Annotated in this window: 16 protein-coding genes; 8 read left to right on the top strand and 8 right to left on the bottom strand. The window is 45.0% G+C overall.

From position 1 onward, the window contains the following. Nucleotides 1–117: 117 nt before the first annotated feature. A complete protein-coding gene (locus R7P35_RS00695; protein WP_005374836.1) occupies nucleotides 118–2,571 on the bottom strand; it encodes a glycogen/starch/alpha-glucan phosphorylase in 2,454 nt (817 codons plus the stop codon). Between the two features lie 734 nt (nucleotides 2,572–3,305). Between R7P35_RS00695 and malT the strand changes: the two genes are divergently transcribed. From malT to sstT, 7 genes are all read left to right on the top strand, one after another. Further along, nucleotides 3,306–6,014: an HTH-type transcriptional regulator MalT gene (malT, locus tag R7P35_RS00690; RefSeq protein ID WP_158173265.1), complete on the top strand. Its 2,709-nt coding sequence runs from the start codon at nucleotides 3,306–3,308 to the stop codon at nucleotides 6,012–6,014. 578 nt (nucleotides 6,015–6,592) lie between these two features. After that, on the top strand, nucleotides 6,593–7,510 hold the full coding sequence (locus tag R7P35_RS00685; RefSeq protein ID WP_031778872.1) for a DUF368 domain-containing protein: 918 nt from the start codon (nucleotides 6,593–6,595) through the stop codon (nucleotides 7,508–7,510). 242 nt (nucleotides 7,511–7,752) lie between these two features. Next, nucleotides 7,753–8,178 (top strand): hypothetical protein, encoded by a 426-nt coding sequence (locus R7P35_RS00680; protein WP_025768641.1) that lies wholly within the window; start codon nucleotides 7,753–7,755, stop codon nucleotides 8,176–8,178. Between the two features lie 9 nt (nucleotides 8,179–8,187). Beyond that, entirely contained in the window at nucleotides 8,188–8,802 is a 615-nt protein-coding gene (locus tag R7P35_RS00675) for an SCO family protein (protein ID WP_042522188.1), read from the top strand. Beyond that, nucleotides 8,792–9,100 (top strand): PTS transporter subunit EIIB, encoded by a 309-nt coding sequence (locus R7P35_RS00670; protein WP_005384641.1) that lies wholly within the window; start codon nucleotides 8,792–8,794, stop codon nucleotides 9,098–9,100. The genes R7P35_RS00675 and R7P35_RS00670 overlap by 11 nt, the downstream gene beginning before the upstream one ends. Nucleotides 9,101–9,375: 275 nt before the next feature. Next, nucleotides 9,376–10,452, top strand: a complete 1,077-nt coding sequence (rsgA, locus tag R7P35_RS00665) for a ribosome small subunit-dependent GTPase A (protein ID WP_318091561.1) — start codon at nucleotides 9,376–9,378, stop codon at nucleotides 10,450–10,452. Between the two features lie 356 nt (nucleotides 10,453–10,808). Beyond that, entirely contained in the window at nucleotides 10,809–12,026 is a 1,218-nt protein-coding gene (gene sstT / locus R7P35_RS00660) for a serine/threonine transporter SstT (protein WP_005374821.1), read from the top strand. A 65-nt stretch (nucleotides 12,027–12,091) separates the two neighbouring features. Here sstT and pdxY read toward each other — a convergent pair whose 3' ends face one another. From pdxY to R7P35_RS00630, 6 genes are all read right to left on the bottom strand, one after another. After that, nucleotides 12,092–12,961, bottom strand: a complete 870-nt coding sequence (pdxY, locus tag R7P35_RS00655; protein ID WP_025768644.1) for a pyridoxal kinase PdxY — start codon at nucleotides 12,959–12,961, stop codon at nucleotides 12,092–12,094. A gap of 101 nt (nucleotides 12,962–13,062) precedes the next feature. Beyond that, nucleotides 13,063–13,251 carry an AbrB/MazE/SpoVT family DNA-binding domain-containing protein gene (locus R7P35_RS00650; protein ID WP_005458312.1) on the bottom strand — a complete coding sequence of 63 codons (189 nt, stop codon included), beginning with the start codon at nucleotides 13,249–13,251 and terminating at the stop codon, nucleotides 13,063–13,065. A 147-nt stretch (nucleotides 13,252–13,398) separates the two neighbouring features. Next, the gene (gene potE / locus R7P35_RS00645; protein ID WP_005374814.1) at nucleotides 13,399–14,709 is read right to left on the bottom strand and encodes a putrescine-ornithine antiporter; all 1,311 of its coding nucleotides are present in this window, start codon (nucleotides 14,707–14,709) and stop codon (nucleotides 13,399–13,401) included. Nucleotides 14,710–14,770: 61 nt separating this feature from the next. Further along, nucleotides 14,771–16,951: an ornithine decarboxylase SpeF gene (speF, locus tag R7P35_RS00640; RefSeq protein ID WP_044129606.1), complete on the bottom strand. Its 2,181-nt coding sequence runs from the start codon at nucleotides 16,949–16,951 to the stop codon at nucleotides 14,771–14,773. A gap of 410 nt (nucleotides 16,952–17,361) precedes the next feature. Next, nucleotides 17,362–17,808 carry a helix-turn-helix transcriptional regulator gene (locus R7P35_RS00635; protein WP_025768646.1) on the bottom strand — a complete coding sequence of 149 codons (447 nt, stop codon included), beginning with the start codon at nucleotides 17,806–17,808 and terminating at the stop codon, nucleotides 17,362–17,364. A 537-nt stretch (nucleotides 17,809–18,345) separates the two neighbouring features. Beyond that, nucleotides 18,346–19,542, bottom strand: coding sequence for a tetratricopeptide repeat protein (locus R7P35_RS00630; protein ID WP_025768647.1), 1,197 nt, complete (start codon nucleotides 19,540–19,542; stop codon nucleotides 18,346–18,348). A 546-nt stretch (nucleotides 19,543–20,088) separates the two neighbouring features. Between R7P35_RS00630 and pulA the strand changes: the two genes are divergently transcribed. Continuing rightward, the gene (gene pulA / locus R7P35_RS00625; RefSeq protein ID WP_169628762.1) at nucleotides 20,089–24,078 is read left to right on the top strand and encodes a pullulanase-type alpha-1,6-glucosidase; all 3,990 of its coding nucleotides are present in this window, start codon (nucleotides 20,089–20,091) and stop codon (nucleotides 24,076–24,078) included. Nucleotides 24,079–24,177: 99 nt separating this feature from the next. Here pulA and R7P35_RS00620 read toward each other — a convergent pair whose 3' ends face one another. Further along, nucleotides 24,178–25,794, bottom strand: a complete 1,617-nt coding sequence (locus R7P35_RS00620; RefSeq protein ID WP_258458245.1) for an endonuclease — start codon at nucleotides 25,792–25,794, stop codon at nucleotides 24,178–24,180. Nucleotides 25,795–25,901: the final 107 nt, after the last annotated feature.

The raw sequence follows: 25,901 nt of genomic DNA, 5'->3' as shown, positions 1-25,901 counted from the left end.
CGCTTTCTCCGAAGGTAATACCAACACCTTCCATGTAGGGTTTTATTGTTATCAATAACTTCTTTTGGAAAATGACCAAAGGTAGCGCTTGGCTACCTTGGTCTTAACTAGGTTCTATTAGCGTTTCACCGCTTCAAGCTTCCAGATATTGTTCACGTAGTCGCGGATTGAGCGGTCTGACGTGAACTTGCCAACAAGGGCGGTATTAAGAATGGCCTTCTTCGCCCAGCCAGCTTGATCTTTATATTGTTCGCTCATGTCTTCGTGTGCTTTCACGTAAGAGGCGAAATCCGCGAGACATAAGTATGGGTCACCACCGTCTAGCAGGCTGTCGTATGTGGCACGCAGTAAGCCCGGTTGGCCTGGTGTGAACTCTTCACCCAATAGCAAGTCCATTGACGCTTTGAGTAAGTGATCCGCATTGTAGTAATCAAATGGGTTGTAACCTTGAGCTTTCAGCGCTTTCACACCTTCAACATCTAGACCGAAGATGTAGATGTTCTCATCGCCTACTTCCTCACGAATCTCAACGTTTGCACCATCCATTGTACCGATAGTTAGCGCACCGTTTAGCGCCATCTTCATGTTACCTGTACCTGATGCTTCTTTACCCGCTAGCGAGATTTGTTGAGAAACGTCAGCCGCAGGGATAATGATTTCAGCCATGCTCACGCGGTAGTCAGGGATGAATACCACTTTCAGCTTGTTACCGATGCGAGGATCGTTGTTCACCTTGTCTGCAATCTTGTTGATTGCGAAGATGATTTCTTTCGCTAGGTGGTAACCCGGTGCTGCTTTTGCTGCGAAGAACACAACGCGTGGCGTACACTCAAAACCTGGTTCATTAAGAATACGGTGGTACAGAGACAGTACGTGTAGCAAGTCTAGATGCTGACGTTTGTACTCGTGCAGACGCTTGATTTGAACATCGAAGATTGCATTAGTATCGAGCTCGATACCCATGTTCTCTTTCACCCAAGTTGCTAGGCGTTCTTTGTTCTCTTTCTTCACTGCCATGAATTCTTTTTGGAATGTCGCGTCAGTAGCGTACTTCGCAATACCTTCAAGTTGCTCTAGTTTCGCTGGCCATTCTGGACCGACTTTCTCAGTGATAAGCTGAGACAGACCTGGGTTACAGAACTTCAACCAGCGACGTGGCGTAATACCGTTCGTTACGTTGTGTAGACGTGTCGGGTACATTTCGTGGAACTCTGGGAATAGGTCTTTCTTAACCAATTCAGAGTGAAGTGCTGCTACACCGTTTACTGCGTAAGAGCCGATTACACATAGGTTTGCCATGCGAACCATGCGGTGGAAACCTTCTTCGATGATAGAAAGCTTCTGTTGCTTCGCGACATCACCCGGCCACATTGCACGTACGTCTTGTAGGAAGCGGTGGTTGATCTCGTAAATGATCTCCATGTGACGTGGTAGCAGGTGCTGGATTAGCGACTCTGGCCATGTCTCTAGTGCTTCTGGAAGTAGCGTGTGGTTGGTGTACGCAAATGTCTTAGAGCTGATTTCCCAAGCCGCTTCCCAAGCTAAACCTTTTTCATCCATCAGGATGCGCATTAGTTCAGGAATCGCAATCGTTGGGTGCGTATCGTTAAGCTGGATAGTCTCTTGCTTAGGTAGATCCGCTAGCGAGTAGCCCGCAGCTTCGTGGCGACGTAGGATGTCACGTACAGACGCTGCTGAGTGGAAGTACTGCTGCATTAGACGCAGTGTTTTACCTTTCTCGTGGTTGTCGTTCGGGTAAAGCACTTTAGTGATGTTACCTGCGTCGATCAGTGCGTGCTGAGCTTCGAAGTAATCACCATTGTTAAAGCTTGCTAGTGAGAATGGTGCAATCGCCTGACATTCCCAAAGACGTAGCGGGTAAACCGTGTCTGATTCATAACCCACAATTGGAAGATCCCAAGGCATTGCTCTTACTGTCATGCCTGGTACCCATTTGCGGACTTCTTTACCGTTCTCGTTAATCACTTCAACGTGACCGTAGAAACCGATCTCTTGCGCAAGTTCTGGACGCGCAATTTCCCAAGGGTAGCCTTCTACACCGCGCCATGCGTCAGGTGCTTCTTGCTGGCGACCATCTTTGAATGACTGTTTAAATAGACCGTATTCGTAATGTAAACCATAGCCGACAGTTGGGAATTCTTGTGCCGCACATGAATCCATGAAACACGCAGCCAGACGACCAAGGCCACCGTTACCCAATGATGGGTCGCGCTCTTCTTCTAGCAGATCAGTTAGGTTGTAACCCAGTTCAGCCATTGCTTCTGTTACTTGTTCATACAGACCCATGCTGATTAGGTTGTTACCCGTCAAACGACCGATAAGGAATTCTAGCGAAAGGTAGTTAACGCTCTTCGCACTTTTAATGCGTGGATCTTCTTCTGTCGCAAGCAAATCTAGAGTAGTAAATTCAGCCAGAGCATGCCCCATTGCTAGGTACCATGCGCGGCTGTCTGCGTTTTCAATCGTATGAGCGTAAGTTACAGATAGGTGTTTCTTTACGCTTTCTTGGAACGACTTCTTGTCAAATTGTTTTTGTTGAGTAGGTTTCATTACGAAATTCTCACGTCTTTTGGTAATTCATCTGCCATACATCGTGCATTTACCTCTGTGAATAAACATCCTCCTAATTCTCATCCTTTGAAGGAGGAGGGCTGAGGGCGTAGAGGGGGTACCATTGCTAGGTTAGTGATCCAAATCTCAACAAAGTGAACTTTGCACCAGTTCTTAGTGATTTTGATCACAATGGAATGTGAGAAAGGTTAAAACCCGTTCATGACGCTTTTTATAGTCCACTCATCTGATGATGTGAAAATTGTAATATCGGTCACATTAACTCGGTCAGCGTAGAAGAACTTTTCGTAATCTATGTGCAACGCGATCTTAACGCTAACGAAACAAACGATATTTAAGTGACGACAATCACAAATAAAGGGCGTAGTTGATGGTAAATCCATCAACCCTTGAGAATTAGGAAGTGGATCAAAGTAACGAACATTTCTGATGTCGTAACATCCCTCTCAGCTCACAGGATTGTACGCTTTTTATACAAACTAGAATTAGGCGATGTGAGTTATTTCTAGTTTTCGCTAGCTTTTATATTTAAGTGACCGTATGGAATGGTTTTTCAGACGGACGCAAGCCCCAATAGTAGCGACATTATCCGGTATTCAAACAGTGTTTTTGATGCTGATGGCATCATTCAGTAAGACGGCTTTCAAGGGGGCTTTACTAGAATGATCACGTTGCTGTCATTTGGGTATACATAAATAAGGACATAACTACTAATGTGGATTCCATCTAAGCTTACTCGACCAGGACGCCTGCACAATGCCATCGTGCGCCCACGAGTGTTGGACTTACTACAGCAAGCGCCTTACTACAAATTGGTTTTATTCCGATCCCCAGCAGGTTACGGAAAAACAACAATGGCAGCGCAGTGGCTATCCGATAAGCCAAACGTCGGTTGGTACAGCATTGATGACAGCGATAACGACGGCTTTCGCTTTGTAAACTATCTGCTTCAAGCATTAAACAAAGCCACCAACTTCAGTTGCGCTAACGCACAAAAACTGGCGGAAAAACGTCAGATCTCGTCTTTACGCTCCCTATTTAGCGAAGTATTCGCTGAAATGGCTGACTTTCATCAAGAGTGCTACGTGGTACTTGATGACTACCATTTAATCACGAATGATGAAATCCATGAATCCATGCGTTTCTTCTTAAAGCACATGCCAGACAACCTCACCGTTGTGGTAACCAGTCGTGCAGCGCCGCCTCTGGGCACTGCAAACTTACGTGTTCGTGATTTAATGATCGAAATCGGCAACGAGATGTTGGCGTTCGATACCGAAGAAACGACTCGCTTCTTTAATCAGCGTATTGCCGATGGCATCGACGAAGACATGGCAAACAGCCTCAGAACCTATGTTGAAGGTTGGCCATCGGCGATGCAGTTGATCGCATTACAAGCCCAACATCAAAACCGCACATTGGCACAAACTGTAGAGTCGGTATCGCAGTTCAATCACGCGCACTTGTGGGATTACTTGGTCGAAGAAGTGTTTGACTTACTCGATCACGAAACTCGTCACTTTTTAATGCAAGTATCCGTGCTTGACCACTTCAATGATGAGCTAGTGTTTGCCCTTACCCAACGCGAAGATGCACTGGGAATGATTGAATCGCTTAACCGTTACGGCTTATTCATTTATCCGCTCGAAGGGGAACAGAACTGGTTCCGGTTCCATAACTTATTTGGCGAGTTTTTGTCTCATGAGCGCCAAGCTCGTATTCCTCAGCAAGAAAAAGATCTCCACCGCAATGCTGCTATCGCTTGGTTACAACAAAAAGCACCACACCAAGCGATTCATCATGCACAAAAATCGAATGATAAGGACTTAGTGGTAGAGATCCTAAACGAATACGGCTGGAAGATGTTTAACCAAGGCGAACTCAGCACACTGGAAAGCTCAATTAACAAGTTGGACGATGATCTGTTGTTCAGCCACCCAAAACTTACGATGCTCCGAGCATGGTTGGCTCAAAGTCAGCATCGTTATAACCAAGTGGGCCACCTGCTTGAAGAAGCGGAAGAGGAACACAAAAAGCGTAACATTGCGTTAGATATTCATTATCAAGGTCAAGCAAACGCGTTGCTTGCTCAAGTGGCTATCAACAGTAACCAACCAGAAAAAGCTCTCGAATTAGCGGAGCTAGCGCTTAGCCAACTTGATAACACTATTTACCGTAGCCGAATTGTGGCGACTTCGGTTGTTGGTGAAGTTAACCACGTGCTAGGTAAACTAGACCGTGCTTTGCCGATGATGCAACAAACTGAAAAGCTAGCTCGTCAGTATCAGGTATATCACCAAGCGTTATGGGCAATATTGCAGCAAAGCGAGATTTTAATTGCACAAGGTTACGTGCAAGCTGCCTTTGAACTACAAGATTCCGCATTCCGTCTGATTGAAGATCAGCAGCTTCAGCATGTTCCTCTTCATGAATTTTTGCTGCGTATTCGCGCGCAAGTACTTTGGTGCTGGAACCGACTTGATGAAGCGGAAGAATGCGCGTACAAAGGTCTGCAAATTCTCGAAAACCATTCACCAAGCAAGCACTTACATAGCTATTCGATGTTGGCGCGTATTGCGATTGGACGCGGTGAATTAGACAAAGCCGGTAAATTCATTGAGCACATCCAACACTTGATGAAACAGTCGACTTACCATGTAGATTGGACTGCAAACGCTTCACTATCGTTGATTCTATTTTGGCAAGCGCGCGGGAATACCGATGCAATGCAAGAATGGCTCAACACTGCGGTTCGTCCTGAATCGGCATGCAACCACTTTTCTCAATTGCAATGGCGTAACATTGCCCGCGCCCACATTAACTTAGGCCAATATACCGACGCTCGTGCTGCGTTAGATTTCCTCCAAGGTGAAGCTCGTCGCACTAACCTAATCACAGATACTAATCGCAACTTAGTGGTTGAAGCGGTCCTTTCTGCTCGCCAAAAAGATGAGGAGCAAGCCAAGGCTCTGTTAAAAGAAGCATTAGTAATGACGAACCAAACTGGCATGGTCGGAAACTTCCTGATTGATGGTGCAACCATTGGCGGTCTGCTGGAGAAGTTGAGCCTCCGCCATGAACTGGGCGATCTTGAGCGTCACCGTGCTCAACAGTTAATGAAGGACATTTCATCGAATCAACGTAGCCGGTCGATTCACTTTGATGAAGACTTTATTGAAAAGTTGGTGAATCACCCTAATGTGCCAGAGCTAGTACGTACCAGCCCATTAACACAACGCGAATGGCAGGTTCTGGGACTGATTTATTCAGGCTTTAGTAACGAGCAAATCGCACAAGAGCTGGATGTGGCAGGTACGACAATTAAAACCCACATTCGCAACCTGTACCAAAAGCTTAATATTGCTAATCGTAAAGAAGCCATTGTGACAGCTGAAAATTTGCTACAGTTAATGGGATACTGAACTGCTAGATAAACGGGTTAAAACGTAAAGTAAAACACAAGGGTTGGCGTAACACGTCAGCCCTTTTTTATGACTGACAGGAAGAGAAGTGCAATTTGCAAAGCACGTAAGTAACGTTGTTCATATAAAAAAATAGCCAACCGCAATAATCGCGATTGGCTTATATTTAGTGTGAACAAATTGTATTCACTAACAACGTCAGTTGGCTAGGTGACCCTCGGCTTAAGAAGGGTCGAGCAGTATTATGCATTAATCATGCCAAAATGCAAAGACTTATTTTTGGGCACAAGATCTCATATAAGCTGGATTTATTCACGCGCAAATTATCAAAATGCAATTTGATAATGCAAATTGCAATTGCATAATGCAACCAAGATTGATAATTGATAGTAGAGTTAATCATCTCAAAAATGTAAACCAAGCATTAAAAGCTCGTTACGGCGGCATTGTCTTTTGGCGGGTAATAAAGATAGGCAATAGATTGGATATAAAACCAAGTAGTTACAGCACTATTTCATACTTTTTTCATCGCAATGTTTGTATACTCTCTGCCATCGAAACGACTTAGCATTAGAGCAATGAACTACTTAATTACTTTCTTCAAGGGAATCGCCATGGGTGCAGCAGATGTTGTACCTGGTGTATCTGGCGGCACCATCGCGTTTATCACTGGTATTTACGATACGCTGCTTGAAAGCATTCGACGCATTAACCCCTCACTTTTCTCTATCTGGCGAAAAGAAGGGGTTAAAGCCGCGTTTAATCACATCAACGGATTCTTCCTTATCGCTCTGTTTGCCGGCATTTTCACCAGTATTGCAACGCTAGCAAAGTTGATTACTTGGCTTCTTGACACACACCCGATCCCACTTTGGTCATTTTTCTTTGGTCTGATTTTGGTCTCTGTGTATCACATTATTCGTCAGGTTGAGCAACGCGATCTTGTCCGCTTTGTCATTCTGCTCGTTGGTGTCGGGTTTGCTTATAGTATTACTGTGCTCAAACCTTTACACATGGAACCAACGGCCATTAACACCTTATTCGCTGGAGCTATCGCGATTTGTGCGATGATCTTGCCGGGTATCTCTGGCAGTTTTATTTTGCTGCTGATTGGCATGTATGCTCCTGTATTAGCCGCAGTGAAAGGTTTTCAAGTCGATACATTAGCGCTATTTTTGTCTGGCTGCGTGATCGGTTTACTGTCCTTCTCTCACTTATTGTCGTGGTTACTACGCAAGTTCCGTGATTTCACCCTGATGTTTTTGACTGGATTAATGATTGGTACGTTGCCAAAGATTTGGCCATGGAAAGAAACCATCACTTGGCGCACCAATTCGAAGGGCGAACAAGTGCCATTGCTACAGCACAACCTATCACCATTTGAATTTGAACACGTGACATCACAACCTTCTCAGTTAGTACTTGCTGTCGTGATGATGCTTGCAGCCATTGCTCTGGTTTTGGGTCTAGAGAAATTCGCAGATTCAGATAAATAACTTTGGTATCAAACACATACTGAACCAAATAAAAACGGAGTCAATTGGCTCCGTTTTATCTATTGGCTAAGGGCAAAACATCTCAATTGAAAACTCTGCTGTATTTGATGCAATAAAGTCCGTCGCGTTACTAGGAAGCTGGTCACCGAGGTATAACGCACAATTTACTGAGGTCACGAGTTGGCGAGCGGCGCATCTGTGCTACGATGCTCGTAATGTTAAGTGATAAATGCTGAACCTTAATGAAACTGTTACAAATCGCCGCTGTTTCAGCCGCATTAGTTGCGGGATTTTATGCCCCGACTCTAATAAAAAGCTTTTCTTCTTCCACTCAAAGCAAGTCAATAGATGAATACTGCTTTCTCTCTACAACCTCTTGCGTCCAAGAAAATGTTACGATGACGCTAAACTCAGAAACTGCTCAACCCTTGGTTCCTACCACTCTAAATGTTGAGTGGCATACAAGCGATGCTAAGCAACTCATCCTAAGTCTTTCAGGAAGAGAAATGGAGATGGGTGAGCCTAAGTTTTTACTGAAGCAAATCGCTCCTGGCCAATATCAAGGTGACATCATTCTCCCGGTTTGCACGGAGGATGCAATGACTTGGGTTGGTGAACTCAGTGATGGAGAGAATACCGTTTACCCTGCTATAAAAATGCAAAGATAAGGAATCGTTATGAGCCGCAATTGGTCCCTATTTCTCGTAGCTGCTTTCGCACTCGGATTTGGCGTAAAGAGCTATTTAGATAATCAGAAAACGAAGCCAGAGCAAGTGGACAGTTCCACCTCTCAACAAACGGTATTGTTTGGGGAAAATAACCAAGCCGTCAATATCTTCGATGTGAATGACCCTCGCATCCGAGTCGTCTATTTTGGCTTTACTCGCTGCCCAGACGTTTGCCCAACTTCTCTTGCAATGCTGGCAGGAGCACTGAATCAAATTGACGACGCGCAAAAAGCACAACTACGCCCGATGTTCATTTCTTTAGACCCAGAGCGTGATGAGGCCGATGCATCAGCAAAATATGCCCACTACTTCCATCCAATGATTGAAGGCCTATCGGCACCACTTGATGTAACGACACCTTTGGCACACAACTATGGTGTCATTTTCCGTAAGACAGAATTGGAAGGCTCGGAACTAAAGTACACGCTGGATCATAGCTCTTACTTTTACTTCTTGAAGCCGGATGGCACGTTAATCACTAAAGTACCGCATACGCTCTCGCCGGCACCGATTGTTGAAGCCATTTCAAAACTAACGACCGAAGGCTCTTCAAATGACGGTTAAGTCAGTGCTGAAGCAATTTTTCAATTTCCTAACTCATACCAACCCCAATGTCGAACAAGACGTCGATACGATCATTGACGCCATTGGGGGCATAGAGAACCTGCTAGAAACTGGTGCATGTGCGACTCGGCTGCGTCTTACCCTCAGAGCGACGTCCGTCATCGATAAGAACGCACTCAAGAATCATGGCGCGCATGGCGTCGTGATATTGGATGATCGTCATGTCCAAATCATATACGGCTTAAAAGCCAACACGTATTCGCAGATTATGGAAGAGCGCATCACAAAACAAAGTTAATATTTTTGCAGTATAGCTACCCTCTTTAAAAAAGGGCGGCTATACTCTTTTGGCTTAATTAACTCACTTATTTATTAACCAACGAAGAGGACACAAGATGATTGTATTGAATAACACTAACTGGGCATCGCAAGGGTAACCCTAACAGCACCAACTCTGTGGCATAGCCACAACTCCCCTTCTCTGCCCGGTCTTCACCGGGGTCAACTCTATCCGAATTAGACCCTAATGCGATTTGTATTAAGGCGCTTTGTTGCGTCTGGGATAATTCAATAATGAATCAAACACATACTTTTTGTGACACATTAGTTTCAACTTCAAACCCTCTAAAACAATTGGGTTGGAAACCATTTTTTCAGCAACAACTGACATTAGACGATTACGACAACACTATCTTTGCTCGTGTAATTGCGCATCACCGAAGTGGTTATTTATTGGCAACAGAAACTGGGCAAGTTCATCTTAATGCCCACCATTCTTTACCCAATATGACCGTCGGAGACTGGGTAATCTTAAATGAAGATCAGCAATTTGTTCGCTTACTGGATCGCTTGAGCCTCTTTAGCCGCAAAGCCGCTGGCAGCAAAGTGGTAGAGCAACTTATCGCAGCCAATGTGGATACAGTGTTTATCGTCTGTTCCCTTAACGACGACTTCAATTTAAGTCGTATTGAACGCTATCTTGCCTTGGCTCATGAAGCCGAAGTCGAACCCGTCATCGTGCTTTCCAAAGCCGATTTGTGTGACAATACTGATGAACTAAAAAGCCAAGTACAGAAGCTCGACCCTCTATTAGCTATAGAGACAGTCAACGGCTTAGAAATAGAGAGTGCTTCTAAACTCATGACCTGGTGCAAAGAAGGACAAACCCTCGCTTTTATCGGTTCTTCAGGCGTTGGCAAATCAACTCTTGTTAATGCATTACTCGGGCAACAAGAACAGGCAACTGGGCATATTCGTGAAGACGATAGCAAAGGGCGACATACAACTACATCGCGCTCTATCCATCTATTACCTGATGGCGGCATCTTGATTGATACTCCGGGAATGCGCGAGCTTCAACTAGCAGATTGTGAATCGGGGGTCAGTGAGGCATTTTCTGACATTGAGGCGCTCGCTCAGCGTTGTCGCTTTGGCAATTGTAAGCACCAAACTAAGCCAGGCTGCGCAGTTCAAACTGCGATTGCAAATGGCAAACTGGAGGTTCGTCGTTTCAATAACTATCAAAAACTATTGCGAGAACAAGCCTTTAACGGCGCGACTTTGGCAGAGCAACGAGCACAAAGTCGACGATTCGGTAAACTTGCTCGCAATGCCATGAGTGATAAGCGCAGGCGCCAACAAAGTTATTAATTTGTTGCGTTTGAGTTGTCAATAAAATCAAAGGAGACGAAAGTCTCCTTTTTAACAACTTTATTAAAAACCATTACTCATAACTAATGATAATTTTCAACATAAAAATCTTATTTAAATAACATTGAGCAAACATTTAATCCAAAAACAAACTAAAACTAGACACAAAATATTACCAAGCTAAGATATGTGATATTCAGCAAGAAAATGGCTGAATTTATAAAAACAGGATAATTGATAATCATGTGTCTTAGTGACCAGAAGCAATGCTCACCCCTTGCAATACAAGGGCATTATCGCCGTGTAATGATGGACTATTGCCCTGCCACTCTGGCATAAAATTGCAGGAATGATGTATGCAACACAACAGCCTCGTTGCCCGATATGCTCGTGGTAACCTCGTCGTCCAGATCCTTGTCGGTATCGTCTTTGGTATTTTGCTCGCGACAATTTCTCCAAGCCATGCCGAAAGCGCGGGATTAATTGGTAGCCTTTTTGTCGGTGCGCTTAAAGCGATCGCGCCAATTCTTGTGTTTATTTTGGTTGCCGCTTCAATTGCAAACCAAAAGAAAAACCAACACACTTACATGCGCCCAATCGTTGTACTGTACCTGATGGGTACATTCTTCGCGGCGCTATCAGCAGTGGTTCTAAGCTTCCTTTTCCCGACCAATTTAACGCTTGTCACCGGCGCTGAAGGTGCAACGCCTCCTCAAGGTATTGCTGAAATTCTACGCACATTGTTGTTTAAACTGGTCGACAACCCAGTAAATGCACTAGTAGAAGCAAACTACATCGGCATTCTTGCTTGGGGTGTGGGTCTGGGTCTTGCACTACACCACGCATCGGCAACAACGAAGGCCGTATTTGAAGATCTAAGCCACAGCGTGTCTCACATTGTGCGCTTTATCATTCGTCTTGCACCATTTGGTATCTTTGGCTTGGTTGCTTCAACGTTTGCGACAACGGGCTTTAGCGCACTAGCAAGCTACGCACACCTTCTGGCGGTTCTTCTTGGCGCAATGATGATCATCGCACTCGTTGTAAACCCAGCGATCGTGTTCGTTAAAACCAAACAAAACCCTTACCCACTTGTATTCCGTTGTCTACGTGAAAGTGGTGTAACTGCGTTCTTCACTCGTTCAAGTGCGGCGAATATTCCAGTAAACATGGCACTATGTGAGAAGCTAAAACTGGACGAGGATACATACTCAGTATCTATCCCTCTAGGTGCGACCATCAACATGGCTGGTGCTGCAATCACTATCACAACGCTAACGCTTGCAGCTGTGCACACTATGGGTATCGAAGTTGATCTACTGACTGCGCTACTGCTCAGTATTGTAGCTGCGGTTTCTGCATGCGGCGCATCAGGTGTTGCAGGTGGCTCTCTACTACTTATCCCACTTGCGTGTGGCCTGTTTGGTATCTCAAACGACGTAGCAATGCAGGTTGTAGCGGTTGGCTTCATTATCGGTGTGATTCAAGACTCTGCAGAAACTGCGCTAAACAGCTCAACAGACGTTGTCTTTACGGCAGCAGTTTGTAAATCAGAGCAGCAAAAAGCTCAGTAAGACTGACAGAACAAATAGAAAGGGGAGCCGATGATGGCTCCCCTTTTTTGTTTAATTGCGCTCAATTACGCGGTGACCAAAGCCACCTCTTCAATTGAGAAATGCTTACTTGGCTCAACAAACTCTTGCTGCGCAGCAATAGTTTGCAGCTCCCATTCGCCTGCATGGTACGTTGCACTTAACACCCCGTAGCATGCGTCATGACAATGTTGGAAAGCTTGCTTGGGAGACCAGCCTTTTAAGAGTCCCGCGGTAAAGATAGCTGAAATAAGATCGCCCACGCCAACAGGTTGTTTAGCAAACTCAAATTGAGGACGCTTCGCAAGGTAAATGCCTTCTGGCGTAGCCAGTAGCATGTTAAAGCTGCCATTTTCTAGGCAGTAAAGGTGCTTAACTAGCACAACTTTTGGACCTTTCGCTAGCGCACGCTGGCATGCGGTGATCGCATCGTCTAGTGAGTGGATTTCCATCTCAGCAAATTGACTTAGCTCGAATTGGTTCGGAACGATCACGTCCGCCATTGGCATCAAACGAGTCAAAAGATTTTCAGCAATACCCGGAGCCACAATGCAGCCTTTGTCTGGCGCGCCCATCACAGGGTCGCAAACATAAAGTGCGTTCGGATTCGCTTGCTTCACTTTCGTCACGGTATCTTCAACAGCAAGGCACTGCTCTGCGCTGCCTTGGTAGCCGGTCAACACCGCTTGGCATTTTTCCAATGCACCGATGTTTCCAAGACCACGAACTAACTCGCTGATGTCTTCAGCCGCAAACGCTCGCCCAGTCCAGCCTTCTTGATACTGCGTGTGGTTAGAAAATTGAACGGTATGAATTGGCCATACTTCAAAACCCATGCGTTGCATTGGGAAAACGGCACTGCTGTTACCAGCATGACCAAAAGAAACATGAGATTGTATAGAGAGGATACCTTGCATAGTACCTTACCTCTTATTGTTGTTATCGATAGTTCAAAGACAGCGGCAAGCGCCAGTTTTGCGAAACCAGTAGTGTATCCGACAAACCAAGATTCTCTAACTCAATTCTCCTCAATATCTTCAGAGTAAGTTGGAGTGCTGGTTTTCAACACCATCTTCTTAATTTCCATTTTGTCTTTATTCAGTGCGATTTCTAGGGTATCTCCTTCCCTTATCCCGAGCTGAGCCAGGATTGCGCTTGGAATGACTACGGCGGTATCGTCACCGATTTTAACAGGTTGACTTATCATCTTTCGTCCTCCAAATGTCGAAAATGAGTTTTCACGTCATTGGATGTCTAGCCTCAAATACTTTGAGCTGACTTGGATTTGGCGTAAATGCCTAAAAACAAAGAGCCTTCCACACCGCGTTTGGGAAGGCTCTTTCAGTATTATTTTTTAATTTGCTAAAGGCTCATGCTTCGCAGCAATCAGACCGTAAGCACTCCAGCCAAGGAAGGTTACGATAGAGCCCCACATCATCGCTTCGTAGCCGGAGCCGTAAAGCGCGTAGAAACTGTACAGAGAGCCAATCAGAGCGATAACGTTGGTGGTTTTCATCTCGCGCTCCGGCACGTGCGCCACTTGCTGCATGATGAAGATTGCGCCCATACATAGAATGTAAGGAATAACGTTTGTTACTACCGCTAGGTTAACCAGCGCTTCGAACTGCTCGTTCAGCGTTGGAGAAATCGTCATTAGAGACAATACAGATTGGATAATAGTAATCGCGATCATACCTTTGATTGGCGTACCACGTTTGTCCACTTGAGAGAACAATTTAGGGAAGAAGCCCGCATCAGAAGACGATTTGAACACTGACGCGATAGTGAATTGCCAACCCAATAGAGAGCCCGCACAAGCCAATACCGCCATACCCGCAACCACTTTACCAGCGGCAGAACCTAGCATCACTGTCCATACGGTTGAGAATGGCGCTGTAGAAGCGGCAAGCTCAGAGTTTGCAACGATACCAGAACAGATGTTTGTCGATACAATGTAAACCACAGCCGCGATTAGCGTACCACCTAGCACTGCGATTGGTACGTTCTTCTCTGGGTTTTCTACCGCTTCAGAGTTCGCACAAGCTGATTCAAGACCAAGGAATGCCCATAATGTCATCGCAATAGAAGCACTCACTGCCTCACCAAATGGCAAGCTGTGTGGGTTCCAAGCTTCAATGTACATGGTTGGGTTAAACCAGAACCAACCAACAATACCCAATGAACACACTGGTAGGATTACGCCCCACACGGTGAATGTACCAATTTGACCTGTGATTTTCGCACCACCGAAGTTAGCGAAAGTACAAATCCAAAGAATGGCGATGGTGTACAAACAGGTTTCGACCGGAGATAGGGTCACTTCAAAGAATGCGGAGCCGTAACCCACACAGGTAATCGCGATCGCAATATTCGCAATAAGGAGCGACAAACCGTAAGTCCAGCCCGCCATAAACGCACCCGATTTACCGAATGCGTAAGACGCGTAACCGTTCATACCGCCGTCTCGTTTACTAAAGCGACCACATTTTGCAAACACATAAGCCAACGCCAAAGAGCCCGCCGCCGTGATCAGCCAAGACAACACTGAAATGGTACCCACTTGCGCCAGTTTACTTGGCAGCATGATAATACCGGAGCCAGCCATATTGATGAACGTCAGAATGGTTAACTGCACCACCGACATTTTTTTAGTTTCAGTACTCATAAATTATTCTCCACGAATAAGCGGTTCGCACCGACGCCGGAGCGTGGTGCGAACGGGTAGATTAATCTTTTAGGACATAACAATGTGCGGTAGTGCGACCGTTAACATCTTCAAGGTACACACCTTGAATTTCTGGCGCGAAGCCTGGGAAGCGGTTAATGCCTTCTTCTAGAGATAGGAAGTAATCCACCACCTGTTGAGTCCAGACTTCACCAGTGATCACACAGATAATGCCTGGAGGGTAAGGAAGTGCGCCTTCAGCGGCTACGCGGCCCACGGCCTCTTTAAGTGGTAGGTAATTGCATTCACCACGGAAGTATTTGCGTGTTGCTACGTCAGGTTTGTGAACCATTTGTGGGAAGTACTCGCTGCGGAACATCGCTTTTTGTAACTGTTTCACGTTCAGCTCTTTGTACATGTCATGCATTTCCTGACATAGCTGACGGATGGTGTAGCCACGGTAGCGTTCTTTATTCGCTTCGTAGACGCTTGGAAGTACGATACTTAAAGGGGCATCATCACGGATGAATTTTTCGAATCGGTTAATTTGAGCCACAAGGTGACGGATCTTACCCATATCTTCCGCAGGAGTGAGTAGGAACAAGATAGAGTTCAAGTCGCACTTTTCAGGGATGATGCCATTTTCACGAAGGAAGTTCGCTAAAAGCGTTGCAGGAATACCAAAGTCTGCGTAGCTGCCATCTTCAGCAATACCTGCTGTGGTTAGTAGCAATTTACATGGGTCAACGAAGTATTGACCTTCACCGTACCCCTCGAATTTGTGCCAGCTTGCGTTTGGCTCAAACATGAAGAATTTCTTGTTCGTTGCGATCACGTCAGTGTCGTAGCCGCCCCAAGGTTGGCCTTCGACTTCATCTGGAATGAACGGACGAATCAATTCACAACTCTTAAGGATTTCTTTACGCGCTTCGATACCTGTCTTAACCGCATCGCGCCATAAACGCAGACCTGCTTCGCCGTCGTGGATCTTCGCGTTCACATCAAGCGCAGAGAACAGTGCGTAGAATGGTGAAGTCGATGCGTGCATCATAAACGCGTTGTTAAAGCGTTTGTGGTTACAGTAACGAGCTTGACCTTTGATATGGCGGTCTTTTTTGTGGATTTGCGATGTTTGAGAGAAGCCAGCTTGTTGTTTGTGAACAGACTGAGTCACGATCACACCTGCGTCTTCTGGTTTCAAATCCAGCAGCAGTGGTGAACAGTCTTTCATCATCGGGATGAACTGCTCGTAACCAACCCATGCAGAGTCAAACAGGATGTAGTCACAAAGGTGACCTATCTTATCCATTACGTAGCGAGCGTTGTAGATAGTACCGTCATAAGTACCAAGTTGGATAATAGCAAGACGGAAAGGACGTTCATCGCGTGCACGTTCTGGGTCCACTTTCGCGATTTGAGCACGAATGTATTCTTCATCGAAACAGTGTTCATCCATACCACCGATAAAGCCCCAAGGGTTACGCGCCGTTTCTAAGTAAACTGGCATACCACCCGCTTGGATTAACGCACCGTGGTGGTTCGATTTGTGGTTGTTACGGTCGAACAGTACCAAATCACCTTCAGTTACCAGCGCGTTACAGACTACTTTGTTTGAAGCAGAAGTGCCGTTAAGTACGAAGTAAGTTTTGTCCGCGTTAAATACTTTTGCAGCGTGCGCCTGCGCTTGATGTGCAGAACCTTCGTGGATCAGTAAGTCACCTAAATCCACGTCCGCATTACACAAGTCACTACGGAACAGGTTTTCGCCGAAGAAATCGTAGAATTGTTTACCCGCTGGGTGTTTTTTGAAGAACTGACCACCTTGGTGTCCCGGACAGTCAAACGCTGAGTTACCCATCTCAACATAGTGCGTTAATTGCTTGAAGAAAGGAGGAAGCAGACGACATTCGTACTTGGTTACTGCTTCGTTGATTTGACGACAGTAGTACTCAATAGATTGTCTTTCTAAATCGATAACGCCAGTTAGCCAAACGTAATCTTCAGCCGAAACTGGGTTTGCATCCGTTACTAAGAAAACTGGAATACCGTAACCCGTTTCAGAAATCATTTTATGCAGACCTGCTTTAATGTCTGCTGAAGTAATAATAGCCGCACCAACGTCGGTTAATTCAACTTGCTCTAAAGGTTGTAAATGACGATTAAATTGTTCATCTAAAGATTCAGCTAATAAACTGAAGTCTTCTGGCATGTAATTACTAACACCTATAATTAAACGTTTCATTTGGAATATCTCTTTTTTGTTCTTTAAAATTGACAGGTACAGATATTACAAACGAAAAAGATATTTAAAATTCAAAAAACAAATTTCGTGATTAAATTTTCATATTTAAAAGTCTTATTTTCTCGAATTAAAATTTCGCGATCTTCATCACTTTCCAATTGATAGCCCAATGATATTGAAACCAGGCTTAAAAGGAAAAATAATTAAAAATTGTGTGACCACAGCCATTGTTGTTAGAAATAAAATATCAAGAAAATAATTTTTTGAGATTTCCATCACTATATAATTATTAGGACTATATTATTAGGAATGATAAATATTTTAATTTTAACTAAATTTAAACACATAATAAAAAAGCCATCAACACATGTATTGATGGCTTTTTACTTTAGGTGCAAAGGAAACACAATTCAATTAAATAAATGACTATCTAGTTTGACTCCATCATTCGACCATTGCTGATAACGTTTTACAGACATGCCTGACGAGTACATAGTGTGTTTACAATCCATGCACTCGACAAAATACAAGCCACTCATGCCAGCCATAACGTGCAGTCTACGGCTATCGCAACGCTTACAGGACAAGCGTTTTACTTTGGTATTGACGTCAATACGACGAGCAAAGTTTAACGTTTCGTGAGAACATAAAGCCTCAACAGCACTATCTTTAAATGGATGTTCACTCAACAAGTAATTAATGGCGTAATCATACACCGGGGGGATTGAAGATTTTCCACTTTCAATATTACTTATTTTAGCGACGGAAACACCTAATAAAGAAGCGAACTCAGCCTTACTGTACTCTAAGATAAACCTTGAAGAGATAAATTTATCTGCACTAATGATTCTCAACATACACAAATCTCTAATATAAATAAAAACAGAGATAAAAAATTATCTCTATTTATTATGAAACATGTAATGAAAAAGTTACTTCCTAGTGTAATTCTGCATATTAACTATGCTATTTTATTTTTACGTTATCTTGCGCCTAATTAATCATAAAATCAATAATCGACACCTAAATATAAAAGAACAATTTAAGATTTATAATACATTTTTTAATTTACATTATTAGATAAAGTAATGAGTACTATTCACCTATAAATCGGGGCATCAAGTATTGCTCTTCAATCATTATTACTATCAATTGAAAAGGCTTGATCTAAGCCCAATAGCGGAAGTAAATAAAGAGGGAAAAACCTCTTTTTTAAGGTAAACAGATCCCATCTTAGTTAAGTACTAAAAATATGTTGAAAAATCGCATAAATAGTATGCACATCAGTAAAATGACTGCTTAAGTAAGTTTACATTCTGTTGTCGTGACTGATAGAGATACTGGCAAAAGAGCAAAAGAAAAGCCTCACTCTTGAGGCTTCTGGATAAGATAGGTTATGGTTGAAGGAAGTTTTGAGTGAAATCGAGCGCCTCTTTAGAGAGCTTTTTTTCGTTGGGCGATGTGCTTGCCTGGTCTTCTGCTGTTACCGTTGTCATGTTAGGCTGAAAATCTAGTGTTGATGCCTCCTCCCAAGCTTCGGAGGCGTCTTTATTCTCATCATTCAACACCGCATTGAGCTCCTCTTCCGCAGGAAAATACGCTTCGCGTTTGTACACTTTGTTAAGGGCTCGAATAATAGAGTGCTTTCTCACCATTCCTGATGCCAGCTTTCTTTGCAACGGCTTCGCTATGGACTGCAATCCAACGACAACATCAACACCAATATTGGTTGCCACTTCATCACGCAACGTACGTGCAGGTTGGTAGCCCATATTGGCAGCAAGAAACAGCCAAACGTAAGCAATTGCATTACCCGTTTTACCTTTATCCTTCCACGCTTCGCCAGCATGATACATCGCTTTAGCACTGCCACTTTCCGCGGCCCGTTCCAGCCAGTAGCAACCTTTAACCATGCTTTTTTCTGTACCAATGCCATTTAGGTAACATAAGCCGACTTGGATCTTGCCATCCGCACTGTCTTTTTCCGCCGCTTTCATAAACCAGTAAAGCGCATCTGCACTGCGTCCTGCACTATTGTCTGGTGAAAGCTGCCATTCCCCCATATAAATCATGGCATCAATGCAGCCTTCTTCGGCGGCAGTTTCAATCAGTTGGTTACCTTTTGGGATATTTTTTTCAGTTCCTCGACCAAAGACCAAGGCCTTGCCCGTCGAAAATTTCGCTTCGGTATCCCCTTCCATTCCCGCAATTGCGGTACGCCAGAAGTTTGCCTGCTCTTTTAAAATCACATCTTCGCGCATGCGTTCACTTAAGCGAACAATGCCGTACATCCCCGTCACATTGTCTAGTTTAGCGGCTTTATCATACCAATACAGCGCTTGGCGAATGTTGTCCTTTTCGGCTTCTTTCGCTAGAAATAAAATGGTGGGGATATGCCCGGTTTCTGCTTTGAACTCTCGCTCTTTACGCTCTTGCTCTCGCGCTTTATGCATCGCCTTTCGATAAGCGGCTTCGCGAGCTTTCCTCTCTGCCTCGAGTCTCTGTTTCCGCATCGACAACGAGATCATCCACACAAATATCAGGACGAGTGAAAGGCCAGTTGCCGCAATGGCAATGCCCATACTACTCATAAATAGCCTCTTTTGGTTTCAGGGCCCAATTCAACTCCCTTTCAGGGAAATCTTATGATTACGCGCCGACATAACGCCGACTACCTTCATTATATAACGACCACTTAGCGAAAATCTGAAGCTTGCGAAGACTTAATGGCGGTATTTTATTCAACATCACTGCAACTTATTTTTAAAAGAAAAATATAGCCCTCATTTTTATAGAACTTAATCACGGTTTTGGGGCTGAGGCATTCTCATCCCCTATCATCCCCCCTTACTCATCCCATAAAAATTTACATTTTAATGATGTGCAGAATCTCTCACTATGCGCCTGTTTTATTATTTAATTTGTGAACAAAATCGACTGTGACAGAAAATTTGCATCTGTAAAAAACTTAACAGCCTGCTCTCACATTTTGCTGATGATTCAGTGTATTAGCATCTAATTGAACATTTCCTTTTTTGGCATCTGCCTTTCTAGCGTGTGCAAAACCTTCTTGATGATTGAGTCAGCGAAGGCAGCGCGCAGCTCAATATCAATTCAATAACAATGGATTTGTAAACGTGGACAATAAGACATTTAAATTATCAACAATTGCCAAAACCGTACTGCCTTTGATTTCCGTCGCGGTAATCAGCGGTTGTGGTAGTGATAGCACGAACGAAGATACGACGAACCCTGGCTCAGGCTTGTACCCTGCGGGAGAGAACGAAGTCGTCATTTATTACAAACGTGATGTAGCATCAGCTTCAACAGCAAGCGACTACGAAGGTTGGGGCTTGCACCTATGGAACGGTGAGGGCTGTACCAGCACAGATTTAGACGCAATGGGCATTCCGGGAACAGGAACGGATTGGTCTGCGCCACACCCATTCGATGGCATCAACGACACCTACGGTGCTTACTACGTACTGAAAGTGAACCCAGATGCCTCTGACCCACACGAATGCATGAACTTCATTCTGCACAAAGGTGATGAGAAAGCATTCGGCAGTGCAAACTCAAAAGTGGAGCTGACGAAAATCGGCGAATCTAAAGGGTTGTTTGGCTTCCACGGCAGCAGTGAGCTTTACTACGAGCCAATCGAAGAACGCCCTGTTGATATTGATGGTCAAAAAGCGCATTGGCTAGATGCCAACACCATCGCGTGGGAAGCGGCGGCCAATGCGGATTCCATGAAGCTGTTCTACAGCCTTAGCAATGACATCAAAATGGATGAAGATAAGCAAATCTCTGGCGGTACAGCGGTTGAGCTGACAAAGGCTGGTGAGTTGTCTGATGGTCTGAAATCACGCTTCCGTCACCTTGCTAGCCTTCAAGCTGCGGGTATCGATGTCGATGACGCGACCTTGCGTACGATCCTGAAGTCACAAATCGTTATGGTGGCTTACAACGCAAATGGTGACGTCATTTCTGCAACTGAAGTGCAAAAACCGGGCGTTTTGGATGCGGTGTTTGCCGATTCCAAGACAGGTAACGCGATCGGTCAAGAACTCGGTGCGATTGTGGAAGGCGGTGCCGCAACCTTCAAACTATGGGCACCAACTGCCCAAGATGTTGATCTGATAATCTACGATGAAAACTTAGCAGAAGAAGCGACCGTTGCCATGACGGAAGACCCAGCAACAGGTATCTGGGTTTCTGAGGCACAAAGCAACGTTGTCAACAAATATTATCGCTACCAAGTTAAGGTATACCACCCAACAACTGGCGTCGTTGAAACGCGTTTGGTAACAGACCCATATTCAATGAGCTTGTCTAAGAACTCACGATACTCGCAAGTGGTTGATTTAGATGATCCAAGCTTAATGCCTCAAGATTGGAAAAACTACGCACGCCCAACGGTTAAAAAAGACGAAGACCACGTCCTTTACGAGTCACACATTCGTGATTTCAGCTTTAACGACAGCAAAGGCACACCAAGTCTTGATGGCAAATATCTGGCGCTTACAGAACCTGAGCGTGAGTCTGTATCTCACTTACAAGCTTTAAAAGATGCTGGCCTAACAACGCTACATATCTTGCCAGCATTTGATATTGCAACCGTGGATGAAGACGCTGACAAGCGAGTCGATATCACCGACACCGTGGGTAAACTTTGTGGCATCAAGCCAGAAGCCTCCATTTGTGAGACCGAAGATGACGGCAAAGTAATTGAAGAGGTATTAAATAGCTACGACCCAACAACGGGCAAAGCACAAGCGTTGATGAACGATCTTCGCATGCTAGACAGCTTCAACTGGGGTTACGACCCTTACCACTACACCGTGCCGGAAGGCAGTTATGCGACCGATCCTAACGGGTCTAAGCGTATTCTTGAGTTCCGCGAAATGGTTCAAGCGACGCATAAAATGGATCTGAAACTGGTCATGGACGTCGTGTACAACCACACAAATGCATCTGGTGTGAACGAAAAATCAGTACTGGATAAGATTGTCCCTGGGTACTACCACCGTCTAAACGTCAACACTGGCGGAGTCGAAAACTCAACCTGTTGTGATAACACCGCAACCGAGAACTTGATGATGGGTAAACTAATGGTTGACTCATTGATGGTATGGGCGGATGACTATAAAGTCGATGGTTTCCGTTTTGACCTTATGGGCCACCAGCCGAAAGATGTGATGGTTTACGCACTTGAAAAAGTCCGTGAAATTGACCCGAATACCTTGTTCTACGGCGAAGGTTGGGACTTTGGTGAAGTCGCGCAAAACGCTCGCTTCGATCAGGCGACACAAGTCAACATGGCGGGAACAGAAATCGGTACTTTCTCTGATCGTCTGCGTGACGCAGTTCGTGGCGGAAGCCCGTTTGATGGCGGTGTAGATTCTGAAGGTAAGCACCCACTTCGCTTTAACCAAGGCTTTGGTAACGCCGCTTACCCTAACGAAGAAACCAAAACTGACGCAGAGTCGGTGAATGGTCGTTTACACAACCAAGATCTGGTTCGTCTAGGTATGGCTGGTAACTTGGCTGACTACATCCTTCTTGATTACAAAGGCGAAACCAAGCTGGGTAAGAACGTTGATTACAATGGTGCGCCTGCAGGCTACACAAAAGTGCCATCAGAGAACATCTCTTACGTGTCTAAGCACGACAACCAAACATTGTGGGATAACAACGCCTACAAGATTGCGACAGGCACTTCATCTGCCGAGCGTGCACGTATGCAGTCTGTGTCCCTATCAACGGTGATGCTTGGTCAAGGCATTCCATTCATCCACATGGGTTCTGAGCTATTGCGCTCTAAATCTATGCAGCGCGACTCGTACGATTCTGGTGACTGGTTCAACCGTGTATTCTTCGACGGAAGCGACAATAACTGGAACGTTGGTCTACCACGTGAAGACAAAGACGGTGCAAACTGGGAGCTGATCAAAACCATCGTTGGTGACAGCACGGCGAAACCAGATTCAACCGACATCGAGCTGACTAAGCAACAATTCCTAGAGCTACTAAAAATCCGTAGCACAAGCGAACTGTTCCGCCTAGATACCGCGCAAGAAGTGATGAACCGTGTGGACTTCCGCAACGTAGGGAAAGACCAAGTGGAAGGCTTGATTGTGATGTCTATCGACGATGGTACATCAGCGGGTGCCGATTTGGATTCGAACTACGATGCTGTCGTGGCCGTTGTGAACTCAACATCAACTGAGAAATCTTTCAAAGTTGCTGGCGCAACTGGTTTCGAACTGCATGAAGTTCAACAAAACTCTGCGGATGACATCGTCAAAGGTGCAAGCTTCACCAATGAAACGTTCACAGTACCAGCACTGACAACAGCGGTATTCGTGCAGCCACAAAACGGCGCGCAAGGTGCTGGCCTACCAGTAAACACGGATAACAAAGACGTATCGAGTATTCCTCCTTACGGCGAAACTGTTGTTTACGTGAAAGGCACGATGAACGAGTGGTCTGATAGCAGTGATTGGGCGATGACCTTTATTGGCAACGGTATGTACTCTGTAACTGGCGTTCTTGAAGTTGGTGAACACGAGTTCAAATTCGCGGACTCTGGTTGGGCAAATCCAAACATCGGTTGTGATGCTGCGAATATAGCTTCTGGTTCACTAGAATTAGGTTCAGAAGGTAACTGTAAGCTGTCTGTTGCTGAAACAGGTAAGTACAACTTCACTCTGAACGCGCTGCATGTTCAAGATGAAAGCGTAGAAAAACCGGTCGTGTCAGTGACCAAGTCAGCAGATGCACCAACATTCGGTGAAACAGCACTTTACTTACGTGGCACTATCACTACATGGGATGCTCCAGCACAAGACTCAACAGCGAAGTTCAGCTATGTTGCAAATGACGTTTATTCGCTAGACATTGACCTAGCGGCGGGCAACTACGAGATGAAAGTTGCGAGCGCAGACTGGGCAGCAGACACCAACTTCGGTGGCGAAGGCAGTGTTGAGCTTGGTAAAGCGCTAACGATGGAAGTCGGTGGCGGTAGTGCAAACCTGAAAATTGCGATTGCAGAAGCAGGAAATTACAACTTCCACTTCAACGCGGCTGACAAGTCGGCGCCAATCGTGACGGTAACGAAAAACTAGTTTCATTTAAAAACATCCGTAATGAAAAAGGGGAAGCATCACGCTTCCCCTTTGTTTTGTTGGCGTCACTAAATGGTGGATACCAAAATCAAAAAGGTGTTAGTTTCCCCAAATCTGTTCAACAAACTCAGGATGATCAATGAATGGATTACGATTGCCCTGAAAATCAAACACTTGTTGATTGCGGTTTCGTTCTTTTTCACTAACGGGATCATTTTTGTGCCAACGTTTCAGCATGTTTAACATCCAAGGTTCAAAAACCGTCGAACTTGAACCATCAAGGACAGCATCCGCATTGCTTGAATTGCCTTCCCAGTTACCTACAATATTTTCATAGCGGGTTGCCATGTAGAAATAGGCACGAGCAAAATCGCCTTTAAACTCATCGATCGGCTCAAACACCGTACCGGAGTAGCCCAGACTAGTGCTTGCTTGGCCAAGTTTAGAGCCATTACTAGACACGTAGGTCGCGGTGCCCACTTCACCAAATGGCCAATTACTGCGCTTCGCGTTTACATAACCATCAGTTGCAAACAAGTGATGACCGTCTGAGTTCATCGGCTCAACCTTACCGCCAAACCAGCTTTTCGGAAAAGAGTGCTCACGGTTGTAGCAACCCCCTTCCGTTTTGTATTGGCCACATTGGTCTGTGACTTTGGTAAAGCTTACTGTATCGCTACCAGATGGCTTTTCAGAATACATATCGAGAATAGAGCCATCATTTTCGTAATAACGATCAATATCGGCATCTTTTACCAAGGTCCAGACCGCAGAATAGCCTCGGCTGGAGTGATTATTGATAATGTTAAACAACGCTGTTTTTAGAGCGTATCCCGTCTTACCAGATGCCGCTTGATAGTAACCATCAACCACTGGTGGGGTCGTCGTTGTGTCACCTAAGTTAAAATTGGTGGTTTCACTTTTCGAGAATTCAGCGCCAGAAGCAAGAGTCTTATCTCCCACCTTCAACGCGTAAGACCCCGAACCATTGCCACAGCAAATGCCGTCGCCATAGCTGTCTTGAATCGTAAATTGGTAGTTACCATCGGCCAAACACATGGTCTTTTCAACAGAGGTTGACGACTCATACCCCTGACCAGAGAAAAGCACTTGCGCTTGGCTATTTTTCAACTCCCAGCTAGTTTCTGAGCCATAGTTGTCCGTCGTGAGTGTAAGAACCACCTCATGATCACTACAACTTTCTACAGGAGGTTGTGTACTCGTCTCAGTCGGTTGAAAATTATCGACGTAGACAACTTCTGAGCCATCAAAACTGGCTTCATCGTAAAAACGCAAACCGACGTTGATGGTCTTGTTCGAGCTCGCTGTGTAGTTGTGCGCGAGCTCTTGCCACTGGTTTATCTGTTGTGGGTTCGAGTAATTGTGATAACCATCAACCACCAGACGTGCTTTTACATTTCCTTCGGTATGATAAACCGAGACAGAAAACGGATAGGTTTTCCCTTGCTCCACATTAATGGTTTGCAAAAAGTCGGTGTTGCTTTGGGTACCTGTATTCACGACGACCTGGGCAGCCAGACCACCCGATTTGATTTGCTCGCTGCTTGGCGACACTGTAATGCCCGCGTCAATCTCTGACCACTGCGTAGGTACATTGCCATTCCACTGCTCAAAGTCACCGTTGATAATTTGGCTATATGCAAACGGAGAGCTAACAGCAGCAAGGAGACAGAGGGAGTTCGTTATGGATTTCATTATACTTTTCCATTAGTTATATAAATCCCAAACACGATAAACATATTAGTGGGGCATAAGTAATCCTTCAGTCACATTTTTACGTTGCACAAGTGTTAATTTACTTT

It is taken from the genome of Vibrio sp. Vb0304 (assembly GCF_033338995.1).
Classification (GTDB): Bacteria; Pseudomonadota; Gammaproteobacteria; order Enterobacterales; family Vibrionaceae; genus Vibrio; species Vibrio alginolyticus.
This window is presented reverse-complemented; position numbering and strand designations above follow the sequence as displayed.